20 protein-coding genes and 1 pseudogene are annotated in these 21,696 nt (G+C 69.5%); 13 read left to right on the forward strand and 8 right to left on the reverse strand.

The window, feature by feature from the left end; translation table 11 throughout:
- Positions 1-141: 141 nt before the first annotated feature.
- Positions 142-1,152: a recombinase family protein gene (locus tag ACWD04_RS01205; RefSeq protein ID WP_451126807.1), complete on the forward strand. Its 1,011-nt coding sequence runs from the start codon at positions 142-144 to the stop codon at positions 1,150-1,152.
- 57 nt (positions 1,153-1,209) lie between these two features.
- Positions 1,210-1,728: pseudogene (locus ACWD04_RS01210) on the forward strand (questin oxidase family protein); the annotation flags it as partial.
- Between the two features lie 18 nt (positions 1,729-1,746).
- On the opposite strand, the gene ACWD04_RS01215 reads toward ACWD04_RS01210, so the two are convergent.
- The gene (locus tag ACWD04_RS01215) at positions 1,747-3,174 is read right to left on the reverse strand and encodes an FAD-binding oxidoreductase (protein ID WP_451126809.1); all 1,428 of its coding nucleotides are present in this window, start codon (positions 3,172-3,174) and stop codon (positions 1,747-1,749) included.
- Between the two features lie 96 nt (positions 3,175-3,270).
- Here ACWD04_RS01215 and ACWD04_RS01220 point away from each other — a divergent pair, with 96 nt between their 5' ends.
- On the forward strand, positions 3,271-3,723 hold the full coding sequence (locus ACWD04_RS01220) for an RrF2 family transcriptional regulator (RefSeq protein ID WP_451126811.1): 453 nt from the start codon (positions 3,271-3,273) through the stop codon (positions 3,721-3,723).
- 399 nt (positions 3,724-4,122) lie between these two features.
- Positions 4,123-5,013, forward strand: a complete 891-nt coding sequence (locus tag ACWD04_RS01225) for a 1-aminocyclopropane-1-carboxylate deaminase/D-cysteine desulfhydrase (protein ID WP_451127429.1) — start codon at positions 4,123-4,125, stop codon at positions 5,011-5,013.
- 32 nt (positions 5,014-5,045) lie between these two features.
- On the opposite strand, the gene ACWD04_RS01230 is transcribed toward ACWD04_RS01225, so the two are convergent.
- Complete coding sequence (locus ACWD04_RS01230; protein ID WP_451126813.1) at positions 5,046-6,647, reverse strand: Na+/H+ antiporter; 1,602 nt, start codon at positions 6,645-6,647, stop codon at positions 5,046-5,048.
- A gap of 35 nt (positions 6,648-6,682) precedes the next feature.
- Between ACWD04_RS01230 and ACWD04_RS01235 the strand changes: the two genes are divergently transcribed.
- The 3 genes from ACWD04_RS01235 (at position 6,683) to ACWD04_RS01245 (ending at position 8,546) form a co-directional block, all read left to right on the forward strand.
- Positions 6,683-6,943 (forward strand): UBP-type zinc finger domain-containing protein, encoded by a 261-nt coding sequence (locus ACWD04_RS01235; RefSeq protein WP_451126815.1) that lies wholly within the window; start codon positions 6,683-6,685, stop codon positions 6,941-6,943.
- Positions 6,944-7,173: 230 nt separating this feature from the next.
- Positions 7,174-7,587 carry an ATP-binding protein gene (locus tag ACWD04_RS01240; RefSeq protein WP_003966375.1) on the forward strand — a complete coding sequence of 138 codons (414 nt, stop codon included), beginning with the start codon at positions 7,174-7,176 and terminating at the stop codon, positions 7,585-7,587.
- Between the two features lie 23 nt (positions 7,588-7,610).
- Entirely contained in the window at positions 7,611-8,546 is a 936-nt protein-coding gene (locus tag ACWD04_RS01245) for an RNA polymerase sigma factor SigF (RefSeq protein WP_451126817.1), read from the forward strand.
- A gap of 24 nt (positions 8,547-8,570) precedes the next feature.
- On the opposite strand, the gene ACWD04_RS01250 is transcribed toward ACWD04_RS01245, so the two are convergent.
- Positions 8,571-9,020, reverse strand: a complete 450-nt coding sequence (locus tag ACWD04_RS01250) for a hypothetical protein (protein WP_451126819.1) — start codon at positions 9,018-9,020, stop codon at positions 8,571-8,573.
- Between the two features lie 147 nt (positions 9,021-9,167).
- Between ACWD04_RS01250 and ACWD04_RS01255 the strand changes: the two genes are divergently transcribed.
- Both ACWD04_RS01255 and ACWD04_RS01260 read left to right on the forward strand, forming a co-directional pair.
- Positions 9,168-10,136 (forward strand): diacylglycerol/lipid kinase family protein, encoded by a 969-nt coding sequence (locus ACWD04_RS01255; RefSeq protein WP_451126821.1) that lies wholly within the window; start codon positions 9,168-9,170, stop codon positions 10,134-10,136.
- Between the two features lie 320 nt (positions 10,137-10,456).
- Positions 10,457-10,714, forward strand: coding sequence for a WhiB family transcriptional regulator (locus ACWD04_RS01260; protein ID WP_003953983.1), 258 nt, complete (start codon positions 10,457-10,459; stop codon positions 10,712-10,714).
- A gap of 163 nt (positions 10,715-10,877) precedes the next feature.
- Here ACWD04_RS01260 and ACWD04_RS01265 read toward each other — a convergent pair whose 3' ends face one another.
- A complete protein-coding gene (locus ACWD04_RS01265; protein WP_451127431.1) occupies positions 10,878-12,344 on the reverse strand; it encodes a sensor histidine kinase in 1,467 nt (488 codons plus the stop codon).
- A gap of 524 nt (positions 12,345-12,868) precedes the next feature.
- On the opposite strand from ACWD04_RS01265, the gene nagB reads away from it, so the two are divergent.
- The gene (gene nagB / locus ACWD04_RS01270; protein ID WP_451126824.1) at positions 12,869-13,654 is read left to right on the forward strand and encodes a glucosamine-6-phosphate deaminase; all 786 of its coding nucleotides are present in this window, start codon (positions 12,869-12,871) and stop codon (positions 13,652-13,654) included.
- A 69-nt stretch (positions 13,655-13,723) separates the two neighbouring features.
- Here the strand turns inward: nagB and ACWD04_RS01275 are convergent, their stop codons facing one another.
- From ACWD04_RS01275 to ACWD04_RS01290, 4 genes are all read right to left on the reverse strand, one after another.
- Complete coding sequence (locus ACWD04_RS01275) at positions 13,724-15,247, reverse strand: glycoside hydrolase family 3 protein (protein WP_451126826.1); 1,524 nt, start codon at positions 15,245-15,247, stop codon at positions 13,724-13,726.
- Between the two features lie 10 nt (positions 15,248-15,257).
- The gene (locus ACWD04_RS01280; RefSeq protein ID WP_451127433.1) at positions 15,258-16,064 is read right to left on the reverse strand and encodes a carbohydrate ABC transporter permease; all 807 of its coding nucleotides are present in this window, start codon (positions 16,062-16,064) and stop codon (positions 15,258-15,260) included.
- A 29-nt stretch (positions 16,065-16,093) separates the two neighbouring features.
- Positions 16,094-17,074 (reverse strand): carbohydrate ABC transporter permease, encoded by a 981-nt coding sequence (locus ACWD04_RS01285; RefSeq protein ID WP_451126828.1) that lies wholly within the window; start codon positions 17,072-17,074, stop codon positions 16,094-16,096.
- An 81-nt stretch (positions 17,075-17,155) separates the two neighbouring features.
- Complete coding sequence (locus ACWD04_RS01290; RefSeq protein WP_351281739.1) at positions 17,156-18,436, reverse strand: extracellular solute-binding protein; 1,281 nt, start codon at positions 18,434-18,436, stop codon at positions 17,156-17,158.
- A gap of 283 nt (positions 18,437-18,719) precedes the next feature.
- Between ACWD04_RS01290 and ACWD04_RS01295 the strand changes: the two genes are divergently transcribed.
- The 3 genes from ACWD04_RS01295 to mctP all read left to right on the forward strand — a co-directional run bounded on the left by ACWD04_RS01295 (position 18,720) and on the right by mctP (position 21,555).
- Positions 18,720-19,490: a GntR family transcriptional regulator gene (locus ACWD04_RS01295; RefSeq protein WP_451127435.1), complete on the forward strand. Its 771-nt coding sequence runs from the start codon at positions 18,720-18,722 to the stop codon at positions 19,488-19,490.
- Positions 19,491-19,669: 179 nt separating this feature from the next.
- Positions 19,670-19,924 carry a DUF3311 domain-containing protein gene (locus ACWD04_RS01300; RefSeq protein ID WP_451126831.1) on the forward strand — a complete coding sequence of 85 codons (255 nt, stop codon included), beginning with the start codon at positions 19,670-19,672 and terminating at the stop codon, positions 19,922-19,924.
- Positions 19,921-21,555 carry a monocarboxylate uptake permease MctP gene (gene mctP / locus ACWD04_RS01305; protein ID WP_451126833.1) on the forward strand — a complete coding sequence of 545 codons (1,635 nt, stop codon included), beginning with the start codon at positions 19,921-19,923 and terminating at the stop codon, positions 21,553-21,555. Before ACWD04_RS01300 ends, mctP begins: the two co-directional genes overlap by 4 nt.
- Positions 21,556-21,696: the final 141 nt, after the last annotated feature.

Consider the following 21,696-nt stretch of genomic DNA (forward strand, 5'->3'; position numbering starts at 1 on the left):
ACTTCTCGGCATTCTCACAAATGAACATCTGTGAGAGTTCTGCGAGAGCCCCGGCAGTGATCACGTTTCCGCAGGTCGCTGTTCGCAAAAGTCCTCTCGAAACCTGCATGTTGTGCGAGGCACTTCTGAGAGGCTTCCCGGATGGATCTCACGCCCGATCGGGCCGCATCGGCGGTAGAACGTCACGACTGCCCAAACTGTGACGCGCCCGCCGGCTCCGCCTGCCGCACCCGCGGCGGGAAGACCGCCGCGAAGTACCACACCCCCCGCTTCGTCCTCGTCCCCGCGCTCCGCGAGGAACTGGAGATCCTCGTCCCCGCCGACCGCCACCCCGGCCGCGCGTGGAAGCGGGGCCCGGCGCTCGCCGTCGTGCCCGCGCCGCGCACCGAACGCCCGGTCCGCATCGGGTACGCCCGTACCTCGACCGCCCGCCAGGAGCTGGCGAGCCAGCTCGAAGCCCTCCACCGCGCGGAGTGCCACAAGGTCTTCCAGGAGCAGATCAGTACCCGCATCAAGGTGCGGCCCGAGCTGGAGAAGGCGCTCGCGCTAGCCCGCCAGTTCAAAGAAGCCGCACCCGAGACGCCGGTCATTCTCACCGTCCACGAGCTCAAGCGGCTCGCGCGCAACGCCGCCGAGCTGATGACACTGTCCGCCGAACTCCAGGCTGCCGGCATCCAGCTCGAACTCCTCACCGGCCCGCTCACCGGCATCTACGACCCCAACGGCATGGGCGCCATGTTCTTCGCCGTGCTCGCCGTTGCCGGGCAGATCGAGCGCAACTACATCCGGGAGAAGACACTCGAAGGCCAGGTCACCGCAGCGGCCAAGGGCAACCACGGCGGACGGCCGAAGGTAATCGACGACGACATGCTCACCTTCGCCGTCGCGCTCAAGGACAAGGGCGTCCCCGTTCCCGAGATCGCGAAGAAGCTGATCATCAAGACCGGGAAGAACGCAGGCAAAAGCCCCTCGGTCGCCTCGCTCTACCGGGCGCTGGCCGAAGTCGAGGAGGCTGCGGCGGATGACGGCCCGCCGCTGCGGCCCAAGCACGTCCGCATCCGCCGGTCAGAAGACCCGCTCACCCCCGAGGAGATCGACCTCCGCGACCGTCTCCAGGCCCAGCCCCACCCGAACACGGAAATCCGCAGCTAGACCCCATGATCAATCTCAGCGCCAACGGCTGTACCGATGTTCCCCAAGGCCGTAGCAGGTGCGGACAGCGCCGCAGCCGCCCTCGCCGCGGTGCCCCCCGTCGCCGGACAGGAGGGCGGCTTCCCCGCCCGGCTCGGCCGGGTCAGAAGCCTGCCGGTATGGGCCGCCCCGGTCACGGACCCGGCCGAGGCTCACCGCCGGCTCACCGAACTGGTCCGGGCGGCCACCCATCGGTACGCCACCCACGGCCACGGCGAGGCGACCATGCTGGTCCACGCGGCGACGGCGCCCAACGCCGTCCTGCGCACCCTGCCCGCGCTCCCGCGGGCCCTGTGGGTGCCGAGCCTCCAGGCCGCCTGGACGGCATCCGCGGCGGTGACGGCCATGTACGCGCCGGACGCCCCGGTGGCCTATGTCCCCCCGGGCGCCATCACGCCCGAAGAGGTCCTCGAACAAGCCCTGGCACACGGCGACGAGCACGTCGTCAAGCTCACCGACACAGCCCTCGATGTCGGCGGCGAGCAGGCACTCGCGGCGGCCCTGCGCGCCATCGCGCTCTGCGAACCGCTGCGGTAGGGACGGCCGCCGGAGCCGTCAGTGCGCCAGCGGCGCTCCCGAGACGACGACCTTGCCCGGGTTGAGGATGCCGTGCGGGTCGAGGGCCGCCTTGACCGCTCTCTGCATGGCGAGGTTGACGGGGCCGACCTCGCGGTCCATGCCGCCCATCTTCAGCAGGCCCACCCCGTGTTCACCGGTGACCGTGCCGCCGAAGGAGATCGCCGCGTCGAGGATGTCCTCGAAGGCGAGCTGAGCGCGGGCCCTGGCCGCGTCGTCGCCGGGTTCGGTGATGATCAGGGGGTGGAGGTTGCCGTCGCCGGCGTGGGCGATGTTGGCGATGAGGACGTCGTGTTCACCGGCGATCTCCTCGATACGCGCCAGCATCTGCGGCACCCGGGAGCGCGGCACGACCACGTCCTCGGTGAGCACCGGTCCCAACCGCTCCAGCGCCGGGTAGGCCAGCCGACGGGCCTGGAACAGGGCGTCCGCCTCCGCCTGGTCGGTGGAGACCTCGGCCCAGGCCGCACCGGCCTCCGCGAAGCAGGCCCGTACGGCCTCGGCCTCTGCGTCGCCGGCGGCTCCCGGGGTGTCAACGCGGCCGAGCAGGATCGCGTCCGCGTCCGCCGACAGGCCCATGTTCTTCCACTCGTCGACGGCTTTCAGGCAGTGCCGGTCGAGGAGTTCGAGCGCTGAGGGCACGATGCCGGCCGCCGTCACCCGGCTCACCGCGTCGCCGGCCGCGACGACCGAGTCGAAGAAGCCGGCCACCGTGCGCTCCGCCGGCCGCGCACCGCGCAGCTTCACGGTGATCTCGGTGATCACGCCGAGGGTCCCCTCGGAGCCGACGAACAGACCGCACAGGTCGTACCCGGCGACCCCCTTGGCGGTCTGCCGGCCCACCCGCACGATCTTACCGAGGCCGTTGACCACCTCGAGCCCGAGCACGTAGTCGCGGGTCACGCCGTACTTGACGCAGCACATGCCCCCCGCGTTGGTGGCCGTGTTGCCGCCGATGGTGGACCAGGGGGAGCTCGCCGGGTCCGGCGGATACCAGAGGCCCTGTTCGGCGCACGCGGCGCGCAGGTCGTCGTTGACGACGCCGGGCTGGACGACGGCGAGGCGCTCCACCGGGTCGATGCGCAGGATCCGGCTCATGTCCTCGAAGGAGAGGACGACGGCGCCGTCCACCGCGTTGGCCCCGCCGGAGAGACCCGTACCGGCGCCGCGCGGGATCACCGGGATCCGGTGCTCGACGCAGTACGCCACGACGGCCCGCACCTCATCGGTGTCCTGGGGCCGCACGACGGCCAGGGGCAGCCCTGCCGGGGCCCACTCCGCCTCGTCGTGCGCGTACCGGCCCAGGCTGTCCGGGTCGGTGATGACCTTGCTCGCCGGTATCCCGTCGGCTGCGTTCGGCTTCGGCACGGCCGCTGACCACCTCTCTCGCCCACGCGCACCCCGCATCCGTCACGAGGCCGCACCCCCATGATGACGCGCCCCCTGGGACGGAGGACGGGCGACTAACTTGCATCCAATATGTAACTTATCTACGCTGCCGCCATGCGGCTGACGCGATTCACCGATGTGGCGCTCCGGGTGCTCATGCGCCTGACCGTCACGACGGAGGGCGAGGACCCGCCGACCACACGTGAGGTGGCGGCCACCATGCAGGTGCCGTACACCCACGCGGCAAAGGTCGTCGCCCGCCTCCAGCATCTCGGCCTGGTCGACGCGCGGCGAGGCAGGGGCGGAGGCCTCGCCCTCACCGCCGCCGGCCGGTCGGCCTCGATCGGCGCCCTGGTGAGGCAGCTGGAGGGGCCGGGCGAGGTCGTCGACTGCGAGGGCGGCACCCCGTGCCCCCTGCGTTCCGCCTGCCGGCTCCGGTCGGCGCTGCGCCAGGCCGAAGAGGCCTTCTACGCCTCGCTCGACCCGCTCACGGTCGGCGATCTCGTCTCCTCCCCCACCGGCCCGCTGCTGCTCGGCATCAGCCGCGGTCGCCCCGCGCCCGGCTGATCGAGCCGCCACCCGCTGCCACCCATCTCGTCGAACACCCCTGCACCCAACCCGATGTGATGCTGGGCCACATCGCCGACAAGCACGCCTCCCTGGGCATCACCGGCCGCGCAGTACGAGGCCGTGCAGCACCTGGCGGAGGAACAGCACCGTTCGCCCGTCACCGTGGTCCACGGCGACCGTTCGCCCGCCGACCACGCGCTGCGCACGGACCACGCGGCACTCACCGGCAAGCTCCCGGACGCCTCCGCCCACTTCTGGTACGAGAATCCGGAGCCCGGCCGGACCGCCGCGCACACCGGCACCGTCGACCTGAGCGGTCTTCCGATCGCCGGGCATGCGCAACCGGATCCACGACCGGCTGAAGCAGGGCGGCACGGGGCGGCACACAATGAAGGCATGGACGAAACGCCCGACCTCTCCCGGCTGCAGCCGGCGCTCCCCTCGCCCCTGCAGCCGGCCGAGGACGAGCGCTTCGCGCGCCACGGCGTGACACTGCTGCTCAAACGCGACGATCTGATCCACCCGGACCTGCCGGGCAACAAGTGGCGCAAACTCGCCCTCAATCTCCGGGCCGCCGCCGGCCGTACCGTTCTGACCTTCGGCGGGGCCTACTCGAACCACCTCCGGGCCACGGCCGCCGCCGGACGCCTGCTGGGTTTCCCCACCGTCGGCGTCGTACGGGGCGAGGAGCTGGCCCATCGTCCCCTGAACCCCTCGCTCGCGCGGTGCGCGGCCGACGGCATGCGACTGCACTTCGTGGACCGCGTCACCTACCGCGCGAAGACCGCTCCCGACGTCCTGGAAGGCCTGCTGAGCCTCTTCGGGGAGTGTGTGGTCATCCCGGAAGGCGGCAGCAACGCGCTGGCCGTACAGGGCTGCACAGAGCTCGGCCGCGAACTGTGCGGCCCGGCCGGAACCGTGGCGGTGGCCTGCGGCACCGGGGGCACCCTCGCAGGACTGGCCGCCGGGCTCGGCCCCGGACAGCGCGCCCTGGGCATCCCCGTCCTGCGCGGCGGGTTCCTGGGGGCGGCGGTACGCGATCTGCAGCGGGAGGCGTTCGGCGCCCCCACCGGACAGTGGTCCCTGGACGAACGTTTCCACTTCGGCGGGTACGCCCGCACGACACCGGAACTGCACACCTTCGCGGACGACTTCGAGAAGCGGCACGCCCTGCCCGTCGAGCGGCTCTATGTGGCCAAACTTCTGTACGGGCTGACCGTGCTGGCCGGCGAGGGCGCCTTCGCCCCGGGGGCCACGGTCACCGCGGTCATCACCGGGCGGCCCTGAGACGTCCGGCCCCCGAGACCTCCGGGGCACGCTCACACGCCGTCCGTCTCCCGGTAGGCGGCGGCCTCCTCCAGGTCCAGCCGCCGCAACAGGGCGCGCAGCATCTCGTCGTCGATACTCCGCTCGTCCCTGAGGCGTACGAAGACCTCGCGCTCGGCGGCGATCATGTCTCTCGCCAGCCGCCGGTAGGTGTCGTCCGCCGACTCCCCGGTGACCGGGTTGGCCGCGCCGAGCCTCTCCCACACGGCGTTGCGCCGCCGTTCCATGACGGCCCGCAGCCGCTGGGTGAGAGGGTCGGGCAGCGCGTTGCGCGGATCGGCCAGCAACGCCTCCAGCCGTGCGTCCGCGGCCGTCGACGCCTCGTTCTGCGCCTGCGCCTCGGCCAGCGTCTCGGCGCGCGCGCTGCGCCTTGGGAGCTTCAGTACGCGCACCAGGAGGGGCAGACTCAGCCCTTGGACGACGAGCGTTCCGATGACGGTCGTGAAGGTCAGGAACAGCACCAGGTTGCGCGCGGGGAAGTCCTCTCCGTCGTGCGTGACCATGGGGATGGAGAAGGCGATGGCGAGCGAGACGACGCCCCTCATACCGGCCCAGCCGACGATCAGGGACGAGGTCCAGGGCGGCGCCCCTTCGCGCTCCCTGACGCGCCGGGAGAGCCGGGGCGGCAGGTAGTTCGCCGGGTACACCCAGACGAAGCGCACCACGACCACGGCCACGAACACCAGGACCGCGTAGCCGAAGGCCTCGGCCACGCCGTGCGTGCCCAGGCCCTTGAGCACGAAGGGCAGCTGCAGGCCGATGAGCGCGAAGACAGCGGACTCCAGGACGAACGCGACCATCTTCCAGACCGCCGCCTCCTGGAGCCGGGTCGCGAAGTCGACCTGCCAGGAGCGGTGCCCCAGATAGAGCGCGACGACGACCACGGCGAGAACCCCGGAGGCGTGCACCCGCTCCGCCGCCGCGTAGGCGACGAAAGGGATCAGCAGCGACAGGGTGTTCTGGAGCAGCGCCTCCTTGAGGTGCGTACGCAGCCAGTGCAGCGGCACCATGAGCAGCAGGCCGACGCCGATGCCGCCGACCGACGCAAGCACGAACTCACCGATTCCGGCGCCCCAGCTCATGCCTTCGCCGACGGCTGCGGCGAGGGCCACCTTGAAGGCGGTGATCGCGGTGGCGTCGTTCACCAGGGACTCGCCCTGGAGGATCGTGGTGACCCGGGCGGGCAGACCCACCCTGCGAGCGATCGCCGCGGCCGTGACGGCGTCCGGCGGGGCGACCACCGCACCGAGCACCAGCGCGGCCGTGAGCGGCAGGTCCGGCACGAGGAGATAGGCCAGCCATCCCACGGCGACCGTCGCGAAGAGCACGTATCCCACGGAGAGCAGGGCGACCGGCCGCAGATTGGCCCGCAGGTCGAGGTACGAACTGTCGACCGCCGCCGTGTACAGCAACGGCGGCAGCAGCAGGGGCAGCACGATGTGCGCGTCCAGCGTGTAGCTCGGCACTCCCGGCAGGTACGAGGCCAGCAGTCCGGCCGCGACCAGCAGCAGCGGCGCGGGCACCGGTGTCCGGCGGGCGGCACCCGCGACCGCCGCGCTCGCCGCGACGAGTGCCACCAGCGGCAATGCGTCCATCTCACCGTCCTCACATCCGACGTAACGTGGCCATCATGAGTGAGTGCCTCCACGTAGCCGAATTGCCGCGCCCCGAGCCCGCCCCGCTCAGCGACACCTGTCCGGAGTGCCTGGCGGCCGGCACCCAGCCCGTGCAGCTTCGGCTCTGCCTCGCCTGCGGACACGTCGGGTGCTGCGATTCCTCGACACTGAAGCACGCGACAGCGCACTACGAGGCGACCGGGCACCCGGTGATGCGCAGCTTCGAACGCGCGGAGAGCTGGCGCTGGTGCTTCGTGGACGGTTCGATCGTCTGACGCCTGGGTACGTCAAACCGGCGCCGGTTCTTCGCAATTGACTGCGGCAGACCACTAGCCACCGTCTGTACTCGTATGCTTACCATGAGTAATCATGCGGTTGTGGTCTCGGCGACACGGCATCATGGGTTGCGACAGCGTCGCCGAACCACAGAACCGACGACGGACCGCACGGCCCCGGGCACTCGTCCCGGAGTCTCGAACGAGTTTGTGCCACCTTGGAGGTGAGGGTGTCCCAGATCGCAGGCGAGCCCGGGAACCAGGACTTCGTAGAAGTCCGGCTGCCCGCTGCGGGTGCCTACCTGTCGGTGCTGCGTACGGCCACGGCCGGCCTCGCAGCGCGCTTGGACTTCACTCTCGACGAGATCGAGGATCTTCGCATCGCGGTCGACGAGGCCTGCGCGATCCTGCTTCAGCAGGCCGTGCCCGGCTCCGTCCTCAGCTGCGTCTTCCGACTCGTCGACGATTCCCTCGAGGTGACCGTCTCGGCCCCCACGACGGACGGCCGCGCCCCTGAGCGCGACACCTTCGCCTGGACGGTGCTCTCCGCACTGGCCGGCAAGGTCGACTCCACGGTCGCCGACGACCGTACGGTCAGCATCAGCCTCTACAAACAGCGCGGCGCGGGACCCGGGCCGGCGTGAGCGACGGGAACGGGGACGGTCCTGTGCGGGACGAAACGATCCGGTCGGGGGCGGTACGCCCAGCAGCCCTCCCGGAGCAGCAGGCCCGGCCGCATCCGGAAGGCGGGGCGGACGGCACGGACGGCGTGCAGGGCCGTCCGGCCGCGGCGGAGCCTTCGCAGGCGGAGCGGGCGGGCCAGATGAGCGAGCACGGGCACCACGACCCACACGACCGCAGCGGGGCGCGGGCGCTCTTCATCGAGCTCCGGGAGCTGCCCGACGGGTCGGCGGCGAAGGCCGAGCTGCGCAACCGGCTGGTGCGGATGCATCTGCCGCTCGTGGAGCACCTGGCCCGCCGGTTCCGTAACCGCGGTGAGCCGCTGGACGACCTGACCCAGGTCGCCACGATCGGCCTGATCAAGTCGGTGGACCGGTTCGACCCGGACCGCGGCGTCGAGTTCTCGACGTACGCCACCCCCACGGTCGTCGGCGAGATCAAGCGCCACTTCCGGGACAAGGGCTGGGCGGTGCGGGTCCCGCGGCGCCTCCAGGAGCTTCGGCTGTCGCTGACCACGGCCACCGCCGAGCTCTCCCAGCAACACGGCCGCTCCCCCACCGTGCACGAGCTGGCGGAGCGCCTGGGCATCTCCGAGGAGGAGGTCCTGGAGGGGCTGGAGTCGGCCAACGCCTACAGCACGCTCTCGCTGGACGTCCCGGACACGGACGACGAGTCGCCGGCGGTCGCGGACACACTGGGCTCCGAGGACGAGGCGCTGGAAGGCGTCGAGTACCGCGAGTCGCTCAAGCCGCTGCTGGAGGACCTCCCGCCGCGCGAGAAGCGGATCCTGCTGCTGCGATTCTTCGGCAACATGACCCAGTCGCAGATCGCCCAGGAGGTCGGCATCTCCCAGATGCACGTCTCCCGCCTGCTGGCACGCACACTCGCGCAGCTGCGCGAGCGGCTGCTGGTGGAGGAGTAGCGCCGGGCGGGGCGCTGCACCAGGTCAGGCGTCGGGGGTCGCACGCGGCCCCCGGATGCCCAGCGCCTTCGTGGTCGCGGGGTCGATCACCAGTACGAGCGCTGTGACGGCCACCACGGCGAGGACGATGCCCGCGGGAATCAGCGCCCCCTGGGACCGCAGCAGCGTCCAGGCCACCGGCAGCGCCATGAGCTGGGTGATGAGCGCGGGTCCCCGGCTCCAGCTGCGCCGCCGCAGCAGCCCACGGGCGGCGAACAGCGGGATCAGGCCGAGCGCGACCAGCGTGAGTCCGCCCATTTCGGCCTGCTGAATACTGTCGGGCCGCCCGAGGAGCCCGACGGTCAGCATGTAGATCCCGCCGATGGCGAGCGCCGCGCCTTCGGCGGCGTTGAGTGCGGCCAGGGCGGCGATCCGGCCCGGCTTCTCCGGGCCGGCCGAGGGCGACGGAGAGGGCGCGTTCTGCTGAGTGCTCACGCCTTTCAGATTCGCATCCCGGCCCGCCGAACGCGAAGCCGGGGCCACGAGGACACGCCACCGAGGGCCGGTCACGTTGCGTGATCACTTGCGGACGGGCGGATCGCGGCTTCGGGCCGGTACCGCGCGGTAGGTACGCTGGCGGGCATGCGCGCACTCCTCGTGGTCAACCCAGCTGCCACCACTACCAGTGCGCGGACACGTGACGTACTGATCCACGCTCTGGCGAGCGAGATGAAGATCGAGGCCGTCACGACGGAGTACCGCGGGCACGCCCGGGACCTGGGGCGACGAGCAGCCGACGCCGATGACATCGACCTGGTGGTCGCCCTCGGAGGCGACGGCACGGTGAACGAGGTGGTCAACGGCCTGCTGCACCGCGGCCCCGACCCCGAGGGCCTGCCGAGCCTGGCCGTGGTCCCCGGCGGGTCCACCAATGTTTTCGCCCGCGCCCTGGGTATCCCCAACGACGCGGTGGAAGCGACCGGCGCGATCCTGGACGCCCTCGCCGACCGCAGCGAGCGCACCGTGGGCCTCGGACTGGCCGTCGGCACCCCGGGTACGAACGACGAGGCCGTCCCGGAACGCTGGTTCACCTTCTGCGCCGGACTGGGATTCGACGCCGGCGTCCTCGGCCGGGTCGAACAGCAGCGTGAACGCGGCAAGCGTTCGACCCATCCGCTGTACGTACGCCAGGTGGTCCGGCAGTTCCTGGAGGAGCCGCACCGGCGCAACGGGCTGATCACCCTGGACGTCCCCGGCCAGGACCCGGTCACGGAGCTGGCGCTGTCCATCGTCTGCAACACCGCACCCTGGACCTACCTGGGGAATCGCCCGATGTACGCCGCCCCCAAGGCGTCCTTCGACACCGCCCTGGACATCCTCGGACTGAAGCGTCTCACCACTCCCGCGGTGGCCCGATACGCCACTCAGCTGCTCACTTCCAGCCCCGAGAGGGGCCCGCACGGCAAGCACGCCGTGTCCCGTCACGACCTCACGGACTTCACCTTGCATTCAAAGGCGCCACTGCCCTTCCAGATGGACGGTGACCACCTGGGACTGCGTACGAGCGTGACGTTCACAGGCGTACGCCGTGCACTGCGTGTGATTGTGTGAGTAGAAGGGGCGAAAGTCCTTTAACTCGAACGTTTGGGCTGGCCCCCACCCCTTAGAAGTACGGCTGTGACCTAGTCGACACCGAGGAATCAAAAAAAACTTTCCAGAAGGGGTTGTATCCGCCGCCGAGGTTTGCGAATCTCTACATGGCGATCGGGACGGCCCGCATCATCGGCCTCCACTGAGAGCCAGAACCCCTCCTCACCACAACAGGACCACATCCAGCTCATCTGGGCGTCGGACCTTTGTTTGCGGGGGGATTCGTGAAAGCGTTCACATTCACAAGCACCAGCATGTATTACCAAGGAGAGGTAGCAGCCATGGACTGGCGTCACAACGCCGTTTGTCGTGAGGAAGACCCCGAGCTGTTCTTCCCCATCGGCAACACCGGTCCTGCGCTGCTGCAGATCGAGGAAGCCAAGGCCGTCTGCCGTCGCTGCCCCGTCATGGAGCAGTGCCTGCAGTGGGCGCTCGAGTCCGGCCAGGACTCCGGCGTCTGGGGTGGCCTCAGCGAGGACGAGCGTCGCGCAATGAAGCGTCGCGCCGCTCGCAACCGGGCGCGTAACGCCAGCGCCTGACCGACGCCCCCCGCACGATGAGCCTCAGCCCGGCGGCGCGTACAGAGCGTACGCACAGCCCCGCCTTCGAGTCGCAGCGCGCAGTACCCCCGAAGCGCATCGCACCGTGAGCACCACGCAGTGGGCCCGGACCGTCACCACGGTCCGGGCCCACTGCTTTTGACTACTTGTCGTTCCGTACGGGGAGGTCGAGCACCACCTGCGTGCCGCGGACCGGGGCCGGGACCATGCCGAAGGTGCCGCCGAGCTCGCCCTCCACCAGGGTCCGCACGATCTGCAGTCCCAGATTGCCGGCCCGCTGGGGGTCGAACCCCTCGGGCAGCCCGCGCCCGTCGTCCGTCACGGTGATCCGCAGCCGGCCCTCGGCCGGTGAACCGCCCCGCACCGCGGACACCTCCACCGTGCCGCGCTCGGCCACGGTGAACGCGTGCTCCAGCGCGTTCTGCAGGACCTCGGTGAGCACCATCGAGAGCGGAGTGGCCACTTCCGCATCGAGAATTCCGAAGCGCCCCGTGCGGCGGCAGGTGACCTTCCCGGGCGAGATCTCGGCGACCATCGCGATCACTCGGTCCGCGATCTCGTCGAACTCGACCCGCTCGTCCAGATTCTGGGACAGCGTCTCATGGACGATCGCGATCGAACCGACGCGCCGCACCGCCTCGTTGAGCGCCTCGCGGCCCCGCTCCGAGTCCATCCGGCGCGCCTGGAGCCGCAACAGGGCGGCCACCGTCTGGAGGTTGTTCTTCACCCGGTGGTGGATTTCCCGGATGGTGGCGTCCTTCGTGATCAATTCCCGCTCGCGGCGGCGCAGTTCCGTGACATCACGGAGCAGCACCAGCGAACCGATGCGCACCCCCTTGGGCTTGAGCGGGATCGCGCGCAGCTGGATGACCCCGCCGGCGCCCTCGACCTCGAACTCCCGGGGCGCGTATCCGCTCGCCACCTTGACCAGGGCCTCGTCCACCGGGCCGCGCGACGGCGCGAGTTCGGCGGTGGTCGCGCCGAGGTTGTGGCCGACTAGGTCCGAGGCCAGGCCGAGCCGGTGGTAGGCGGAGAGGCCGTTGGGACTGGCGTACTGCACGACGCCGTCGGCGTCGAGCCTGATCAGCCCGTCGCCGACGCGCGGCGACGCGTCCATGTCGACCTGCTGGCCGGGGAACGGAAAGGACCCGGCGGCGATCATCTGGGCCAGGTCGGAGGCGGACTGGAGGTAGGTGAGCTCCAGCCTGGACGGCGTGCGCACGGTGAGGAGGTTGGTGTTCCGGGCGATGACCCCGAGGATTCGGCCCTCTCTCCGGACGGGGATCGACTCGACCCGGACGGGCACCTCCTCCCGCCACTCCGGATCACCCTCGCGCACGATGCGGCCTTCGTCCAGGGCGGCGTCCAGCAGCGGCCGGCGACCGCGCGGCACGAGGTGGCCGACCATGTCGTCCTGGTAGGAGGTGGGGCCGGTGTTGGGCCGCATCTGCGCCACGGACACATAGCGGGTCCCGTCGCGGGTGGGCACCCACAGGACGAGGTCGGCGAAGGAGAGGTCGGAGAGCAGCTGCCACTCCGAGACCAGCAGATGGAGCCACTCGAGGTCGGTGTCACTCAGGGCTGTGTGCTGGCGGACGAGGTCGTTCATGGAGGGCACGTGTGCGAGCGTACCCGTGGAAAGGAAGAGCTTCCGAACCGATCGGTCCCCGGGTACGTGACATGGTGAGGGACGGGCCGGCGTGGGGAACGTCCGCGCCCACCGATAGACACGGGCTATTGGTCTAGTCCACAATGCATCACATAGGAACACGACAGGAAGAGCGTGTCTCCTGCACGACAGACCTCCGCTCTCCCCGCACAGGAGAGCGGACCGAGGTAGCCGGCGCTCTCTGCCCTGACCGCGCCGGTGCCTCCAGTGGCCGGAGGCACCGCACACCACCGGCCAGGCAGCTCCGGGCTGCGGTGTCGGACGGGCCGAGGGTCCCGTCCCGGCGCCGCGGCCCGCGGGTGTTTCCGGGGGCATCCCCTCACGGCTGAGGCCGTCCGCCGACAGGGCGACAACCAGTGACGCACACGCGACCGGTTCACCTCCGGGCCGCGTCATTCTGCTAGATTGGGGCTCTGAATTGGTCTATACCACATGCCACCACTCTTCAGATCGGCAGGCACAGCGTGGAAGTTGTCATCGTCCCGGACGCCACGGCAGGCGGCGAACTCGTCGCGGAGGCCGTCGCGGCCCTGCTGAGCCGCAAGCCCGACGCCCTGCTCGGCGTTGCCACCGGCTCGACCCCGCTGCCCATCTATCGGGCCCTGACGGCGAAGGTCCGCTCCGGCGCCGTGGACGCCTCGCGCGCCCGTATCTGCCAGCTCGACGAGTACGTGGGGCTGCCCGCAGGCCACCCCGAGTCGTACCGCTCCGTCCTGCTGCGCGAGGTCATCGAGCCGCTGGGCCTGTCCGAGAAGTCCTTCATGGGCCCGGACGGCACCGCCGAGGACGTGCAGGCGGCCTGCGAGGCGTACGACAAGGCGCTCACCGAGGCGGGCGGCGTGGACCTCCAGCTGCTCGGCATCGGCACCGACGGACACATCGGCTTCAACGAGCCGTGCTCCTCGCTCGCCTCCCGTACCCGTATCAAGACGCTGACCGAGCAGACGCGGATCGACAACGCGCGCTTCTTCGACGACGACATCGCGCAGGTGCCCCGCCACGTCATCACACAGGGCATCGGCACGATCCTGGAGTCCCGTCACCCGATCCTGCTGGCCACCGGCGAGGGAAAGGCCGACGCGGTGGCCCTCACGGTCGAGGGCCCGGTCGCCTCGGTCGTACCGGCATCGGCGCTCCAGCTGCATCAGCACGCCACCGTGGTGGTCGACGAGGCCGCGGCGTCGAAGCTGAAGCTGGCGGACTACTTCCGCGCCACCTATGCGGCGAAGCCGCAGTGGCAGGGTCTCTAGAACTCCCGTACGCGCGAGGGCCGGCACCTGTGACGGTGACCCGGCCCCCACGCGTCGTCCCTCCGGGGGCTAGGAAGCCGTACCCGTGATCGCCTCCGCGGCGGCGGCCCCGCACACCCGTGCCGCGCCGTGCGTGGCGATGTGCGGCGCGCCCCGGGGCGGCGCCTCGGGCAGGCCCATCTCGACCACGACCGTGTCGGGACGCGCCGCCAGCACGGCATCCAGGGCCTCGCTCATCCACGCGTGCCGGTGGGCGTCACGGACGACGGCGACGATGCGCCGCTCCCCCGCCGCCCTCAGCACCTCGGCGGCCGGCGACGCGCTCCCGCTGCCGTAGGTGTCCGTCCATGTGCCGGGCAGTATCCGGGCCAGCTCGGCCGCGACGCCCCACGGGGTCTCGTCGCCGACCGCGATGTTGGCGGCCGGGCTGAAGGCTGCGACGTAAGCCGGCTCGCTCAGCGGTTCGACGGTGCCCGTGACCCTCACGGCCCTGCGGGCCGCGACCAGCCCGATGTCGGCTCCGGCGCCGGGCGCGGCCCCCTCCTGCCTGTCCGCGCCCGGCTCCGAGGCAACCCCCCTGGTCCTCTGCGTCCAGGACGCGAGGGCCCGTACACGTGCGGCCGCGTCGGCCAGCCGCTCCTCGGGCAGTTCACCTGCCCGCACCGCCGTCACCAACGCGTCGCGCAGCCGAAGCACGGTGTCCTCGTCGGCCAGCCCGCCGCCGACACAGATGGCGTCGGCGCCCGCGGCGATGGCGAGGACGGATCCACGCTCGATGCCGTACGGGCCGGCGATGGCGTCCATCTCCATGCCGTCGGTGACGATCAGCCCCTCGTAGCCCAGCTCCTGGCGCAGCAGACCCGTGAGGATCCGCGGACTGAGGGTGGCCGGCCGGGTCGGGTCGAGTGCGGGGAGCAGGATATGTGCGCTCATCACCGATTTCGAACCCGCTGCGATGGCAGCCCGGAAAGGCACCAGCTCACGGGCGTGCAGGGTATCCAGATCCACATCGATGCGGGGCAGCGAGTGATGGGAGTCGACCGCCGTGTCCCCGTGCCCGGGGAAGTGCTTGGTGCATGCGGCGACACCGGCGGCCTGGAGGCCCTCGACGTACGCCGCGGTGTGGCGGGCGACCAGCCCGGTGCCGGAGCCGAAGGAGCGTACGCCGATGACGGGGTTGCCGGGATTGGAGTTGACGTCCGCGGAGGGTGCCCAGTTGAGGTTGACCCCGCACTCGGCCAGCCTGCGGCCGAGCTCCCGGGCGACGGCCCTGGTCAGGTCCACGTCGTCGACGGCGCCGAGGGCGAGGTTGCCGGGGAAGGAGGAGCCGCTGCGGACCTCCAGCCGGGTGACGTCGCCGCCCTCCTCGTCGATCGCGACGAGTACGTCGTCCCGCTCGGCCCGGAGGCGGGCCGTGAGCGCGGCGAGCTGCTCGGGTGAGTGGATGTTCCGGCCGAACAGCCCGACGGAGGTGAGGCCTTCGCCGACCCTGCGAAGGAGCCAGTCCGGGGCGCTCGTGCCGGTGAAGCCCGGCTGGAGGACGGCGAGCGCGTCGCGGGTGACGGTGTCCGTGGTGGATACGAGCGTGGTCATGGCAGCCGTGTTATCCCTTCACTGCGCCATCGGTCAGACCGCTGACGGCCTTGCGCTGCAGGAAGACGAAGAGGACGAGGATCGGGATGGCGAAGATGGAGGACGCGGCCATCGTGGCGCCCCAGTCGTCGCCGAACTGGCTCTGGAACTGGGAGAGCCACAGGGGCAGGGTCTGCGCCTCGGCCTGCTTGTTGAGCACCAGGACCAGCGGGAATTCGTTCCACGCGGTGATGAAGCCGAACAGCGAGGTGGACATCAGCCCGGGGGCCAGCAGCGGCAGGATCACCTTCACGAAGGCCTGGGGCCGGGTGCAGCCGTCGACCATGGCCGACTCCTCCAACTCCCTGGGCACGGCGGCGACGAAGCCCCGCAGCGTCAGGAGGGTGAAGGGCAGGACCATGACCATGTAGAAGAGCGTCAGCGGGATCAAACTGTTGAGCATGTCCGTGTCGCGCACGATGAAGTAGATCGCGATGACCATGACTTCCCAGGGCGCCATCTGGGCGACCATGAAGCCGATGATGAACCCCCGCCGGCCCTTGAAGCGCATCCGGGCGAGGGCGAACGATCCCGCGAGCGCCAGGATGAGGGAGAAGGCCACGGCGAGCACGGTGACGGTGAGCGAGTTCCGGACCATCGTCCAGAAGTTCTCGGCGTCGACGGCCGTCCGGAAGTGCTGGAACGTGATGTCGGTCGGGAACCAGACCGGGTCCTCGGAGACGATGTCCGGCGTCGGCTTGAAGGCCGTCGCGAACATCCAGTACACGGGGAAGACGAAGCCGATGACCAGCAGGACCGCCGTGACGTTGGGCCAGATACGGCTGAACCGGGACGAAGCCGAGCGCTTCACAGCTCGTCCTCCTCTTGCTTGGAGACGATCCTGAGGTAGTACGAGGTGAGGAGGAGCAGGATCACGATGGTGAGCAGCGCGATCGCCGAGCCCATGCCGTAGTGCTGGTTGCCGATGCCCTCGATGTACGCGTAGACGGGGAGGATCTCGGTGAGCCGGTCCGGGCCGCCCTCGTTGATCGCGAACACCTGGGCGAAGGCCTTGAAGACCCATATGACCTCGAGGAACGTGGTCGCGAGGAGGAACGGCTTGAGGAAGGGCATGGTGACCGAGGTGAAGCTCTTCCAGGGGCCCGCGCCGTCCAGCGAGGCGGCCTCGTAGAGCTCCTTGGGGATCGTCGTCGTCGCGGCGTACAGGTTGATCGCCACGAACGGGATCGACTGCCACACGATGAGGACCGTGATCACGAAGAAGGTGGAGAACTGGCTGCCGGTCCAGTTGAACTCCGCCATGGAGTGGAAGCCGATGGCGTCCAGCACCCAGTTGACGACACCGAAGCGTGAGGCGAAGAGCCACTGGTAGACGGTGGTCGCGGCGATGACCGGCATGGCCCAGGCGAGGACCAGTCCGACGAGCAGGGTGACGCGCATGCGCTTGCCCAGCCGGGCCAGCAGGAGGCCGATCAGGGTGCCGAACAGCATGATCAGGACGACGTTGGTGCCGGCAAAGACGATCGACCGGCCGGTGACGTTCCAGAACTCCTCGCTGCCGAGGATGTCCGTGTAGTTGTCGATCCCGTTCCACTCGGTGAGGTGCTGGATCAGCTGCCTCATGTTGAGGTTCTGGAACGACAGCAGGGTGTTCTTGACCACGGGCCAGCCGAGGAACACCAGGGTCACGGCCACGGGGGGAAGCAGCAGCAGATACGGGGCCGACACGGCCCGTCTTTCGGCTCCCCGGGGCTTGTCCGGCCCGGAGTCGGGCCGCTTCGTAACCTCCGTCGGCCCGGAGGGCGGCCGTTCGGTCTGCACGGTCATGCTCGCCATCTCTTTCTCGGCACCATGGGACACGGCCGGGGCCGGACTCCGTCACAGGAGTCCGCCCCCGGCGTTTCGGCCTTACTGCTTCTGCGCGAGGCGCTCGTTGAACTCTTCCTCGACCTGCTTGGCGGCCTCGGCGTTCGACTTGCCGTTCAGGACCGCCGTCATGAAGGTCTTGATCGGGTTAGGAGCGTTCTCGACCGCGGCCCACTCGGGGATCAGCGGCGTGGTGCCGCCGAACTTGGCGGACGGGGCGGCGGCCTCGGCGACCGGGTTGCCGACCAGGTTGGAGTTCAGCGACTCCTTGTTGGGGATGATGCCGTTCAGCTTGGCGAGCTGACCCTCGTACTTGTCGGAGAGCGCGAGCTTCAGGAACTCCTTGGCGAGGTCCTGTTTCGCGCTGCCCTCGGCGACGGCGAGGTTGGAGCCGCCGAGGAAGACGCCCTCGGGCTTCTCGGCGGTCTCACCCGGGATGGTGAAGTAGCCGATCTCCTTCTCGATGGCCGGGTTGGCCTTGATCGCCGTACCGGCTTCCCAGCCCATGCCTATGAAGGCGCCCGTCTTGCCCTTGGCGAAGATGTCGGCCTGCTGCGGGGTGGCCTCGTCCTTGTCCTTGGGCGCCTTGGAGTAGCCCTGGTACTTCTTGTAGAGGTCCATCGCCGCGCCGATCTTCGGGTCGGCGAGGTTGGAGACCCACTTGTCCCCGTCCTTCTTGATGAGGTCCGCGTCCTGACCGATGGTGAGACCGTCAAAGAAGTACCAGTTCTGGCCGGGCAGGTAGAGCGGCTCGGCCTTGCCCTTGGCCTTGATCTTGTCCAGGGCGGCGAAGAACTCGTCGCGGGTCTTGGGGGTGTCGGTGACGCCGGCCTCCGCGAAGACCGACTTGTTGTAGATCACCACGCGGTTGGCGAAGTACCACGGGGCGGCGTACTGCTTGCCGTCGACCACCGCGGCCTCGTTCAGGTTGGCGGCCCAGTCGCCGCCGATCTCCGACTTGAGGTCACCCAGGTCCGCGAGGCCACCGGTCTTGGCGTAGGCGGCGGTCTGGGTGTTGCCGATCTCGAAGACGTCGGGCGGGTTCTCCTCGGAGAGGGCGGTCGTCAGCTTCTGCTGGATACCGTTCCAGACCTGCACCTCGAACTTGACCTTGGCGCCGGTCTTCTTCTCGAACTCGGCGGACAGGTCCTTCTGCCACTGCTCGGGCGTGGAACCGTCCATGGCCCAGACGGTCAGGGTCTCGCCCTTGTAGCTGTCCGGGCCGGACTTCTTGCCGCTGTCGCCGCCGTCGTCGGAGCCACACGCTGCCATGCTGACCATCATGCCCGCGACGCCGATCGCCGCGATGAGCTTGCGCTTCACGCCAAACCCTCCTCAGGGTGCTGCAACCCCCCGCCCACCGCGAAGACACCGACGAGTAGTACTGCTGGGGCTGGGACCTGGTCTTTAATGGTTTAGACCAGTACCGGGAGCTTGGCCTAGACCTATAGGGGTGTCAAGGGTGTATAAGAAGTGCACTCGCGTCCGTTATCGGACCGACACCTGAGGGAGGGCGACGACCCGTGACCGGACCGTGCCACCATGTGAGCCGCGACAGACGGAGGAGCCGGTGACGGCAGCAACGCAGCAGTCGGGAAGGCGGGCCATGGGTGCCGACGGGGGCAGCGGTACGAGCGAGACCGGCGCCGGCGCGGGAGCGCGTACGGCCCGCGTCCCGAAGTACTACCGGCTCAAGCGCCATCTCCTCGACATGACGGACACCATGCCGCCCGGCACCCCGGTGCCGCCCGAGCGGACCCTGGCCGCGGAGTTCGACACCTCGCGCACCACGGTGCGCCAGGCCCTGCAGGAGCTGGTGGTCGAGGGCCGGCTGGAGCGCATCCAGGGCAAGGGCACCTTCGTCGCCAAGCCGAAGGTCTCCCAGGCCCTGCAACTCACCTCGTACACCGAGGACATGCGCGCCCAAGGCCTGGAACCCACCTCTCAACTGCTGGACATCGGCTACGTCACGGCGGACGACACGCTCGCCGGGCTGCTGGACATCACGACGGGTGGGCGGGTGCTGCGGATCGAGCGGCTGCGGCTCGCCAGCGGTGAACCGATGGCCATCGAGACCACCCACCTCTCGGCCAAGCGCTTTCCGGCGCTGCGCCGTTCGCTGGTGAAGTACACCTCGCTCTACACCGCTCTGGCCGAGGTGTACGACGTCCGGCTCGCCGAGGCCGAGGAGACCATCGAGACCTCGCTCGCCACCCCGCGCGAGGCGGGGCTGCTCGGCACGGACGTGGGCCTTCCGATGCTCATGCTGTCCCGGCATTCGATCGACGGCGACGCCGAACCGGTGGAGTGGGTGCGCTCGGTGTACCGGGGTGACCGGTACAAGTTCGTGGCCCGCCTGAAGCGTCCCACCGACTGAGACGGGTTCGGACTCCTGGTGCCTCTGATCCCCCTGTCCACGCAGGGGGATCAGTCCTTTCGGGCGACACCGGACCGTTGCAGGACCGCAATGCGGACAGGGGGTGACGGTGGCCGGAACTCTCGCTTAGATTTCCTGCGCATTGCTCCAGGTGATCAGCGAGGGGACGGAGTCGCCACATGCCAAAAGAAAACGATGCGAAACCACCGACAGTGACACCCACCAGGGGGATCATCGCGCTCTGCCTGATCGCCCCGTTCGTGGCGATGCTCTGGGTCAGCTCGTACGCGAAGGTCGAGCCGACCTTCATCGGCATCCCGTTCTTCTACTGGTACCAGATGCTCTGGGTACTGATCTCGACCGCTCTCACCATGATCGCGTACAAGCTGTGGCAGCGTGACCAGCGCGCCCGCAAGGGGGGTGCCTCCGCATGAAGGACGGCGTGAACGGCGTCGCACTCGCCGTATTCATCTTCTTCTTCGTGGCCGTCACGGTCATCGGATTCATGGCCGCGCGCTGGCGCAAGGCCGAGAACGAGGCCAGCCTCGACGAATGGGGGCTGGGCGGACGGTCGTTCGGCACCTGGGTCACCTGGTTCCTGCTCGGCGGCGACCTCTACACGGCGTACACCTTCGTCGCGGTGCCCGCGGCCGTCTACGCGGCGGGGGCGGCCGGCTTCTTCGCCGTCCCGTACACGATCCTCGTCTACCCGCTGATCTTCACCTTCCTGCCGCGCCTGTGGTCGGTCTCGCACAAGCACGGCTACGTCACCACGTCGGACTTCGTCCGTGGCCGGTTCGGCTCGAAGGGGCTCTCGCTGGCGGTCGCCCTCACCGGCATCCTCGCGACGATGCCGTACATCGCGCTCCAGCTGGTCGGCATCCAGGCCGTGCTGGACGTCATGGGCGTCGGCGGCGGCGAGACCACGCACTGGTTCATCAAAGACCTGCCGCTGCTGATCGCCTTCGCCGTACTCGCCGCGTACACCTACTCCTCGGGGCTGCGCGCGCCGGCGCTCATCGCGTTCGTCAAGGACGGACTGATCTACCTCGTCATCGTGGTGGCGATCATCTACATCCCGATAAAGCTGGGCGGGTTCGACAGCATCTTCGCCGCGGCCGGCGAGAAGTTCTCCGCCGCGAACGAGACGGCCGGCAAACCGGTGGCCGGACTCACACCCGGCGTCTCCGGCCAGTGGGGCTACGCCACGCTGGCTCTGGGCTCGGCACTGGCCCTCTTCATGTACCCGCACTCGATCACGGCGACGCTCTCCAGCCGCAGCCGTGAGGTGATCCGGCGTAACACCACGATCCTGCCGCTGTATTCGCTGATGCTGGGTCTGCTGGCCCTGCTCGGTTTCATGGCGATCGCCGCCGGGATCAAGGTGGACAACGGCCAGCTCGCGATCCCCCAGCTGTTCGAGAACATGTTCCCCGACTGGTTCGCCGGCGTGGCCTTCGCCGCGATCGGGATCGGTGCCCTGGTGCCGGCCGCGATCATGTCGATCGCCGCGGCGAACCTCTTCACGCGCAACATCTACAAGGACTTCATCAAGCCCGACGCGACCCCGGCACAGGAGACCAAGGTCTCCAAGCTGGTCTCGCTGCTGGTCAAGTTCGGCGCGCTCGCCTTCGTCCTCACGATGGACAAGACGGTCGCGATCAACTTCCAGCTGCTGGGCGGCATCTGGATCCTCCAGACGATGCCGGCCCTCGTGGGCGGCCTGTTCACCCGGTGGTTCCACCGCTGGGCCCTGATCGCGGGCTGGGCGGTCGGCATGATCTACGGCACGGTGGCCGCGTACGGCGTCGCCAGCCCGACGCAGAAGCACTTCGGCGGGTCCTCGAAGGAGATTCCGGGCATCGGCGAGATCGGCTACATCGGTCTCACCGCGTTCGTGCTGAACCTCGTCGTCGTGGTCGTACTGACCTTCGTCCTCAACGCGGTGAAGGCCCCGGCCGGTGTGGACGAGACCTCGCCGTCCGACTACACGGCGGACGCGGGCGACCCCGGAGTCAAGGTCGAGCTCCCGCCCGCCACGGTGGGCTCCCCGGGCGGTCACTGACCCCACAGCAGTCCTCACGCGCGACGTCCGTCCCGGCAGGGTCCGCCCTGCCGGGACGGCGTCGTTCCATGCGGTGCCGTTCCATGCGGTGCCGTTCCATGCGGTGCCGTTCCATGCGGCGGCGGGCCGGAAATCGGGGGC

The organism is Streptomyces sp. NPDC002911, from assembly GCF_053591835.1.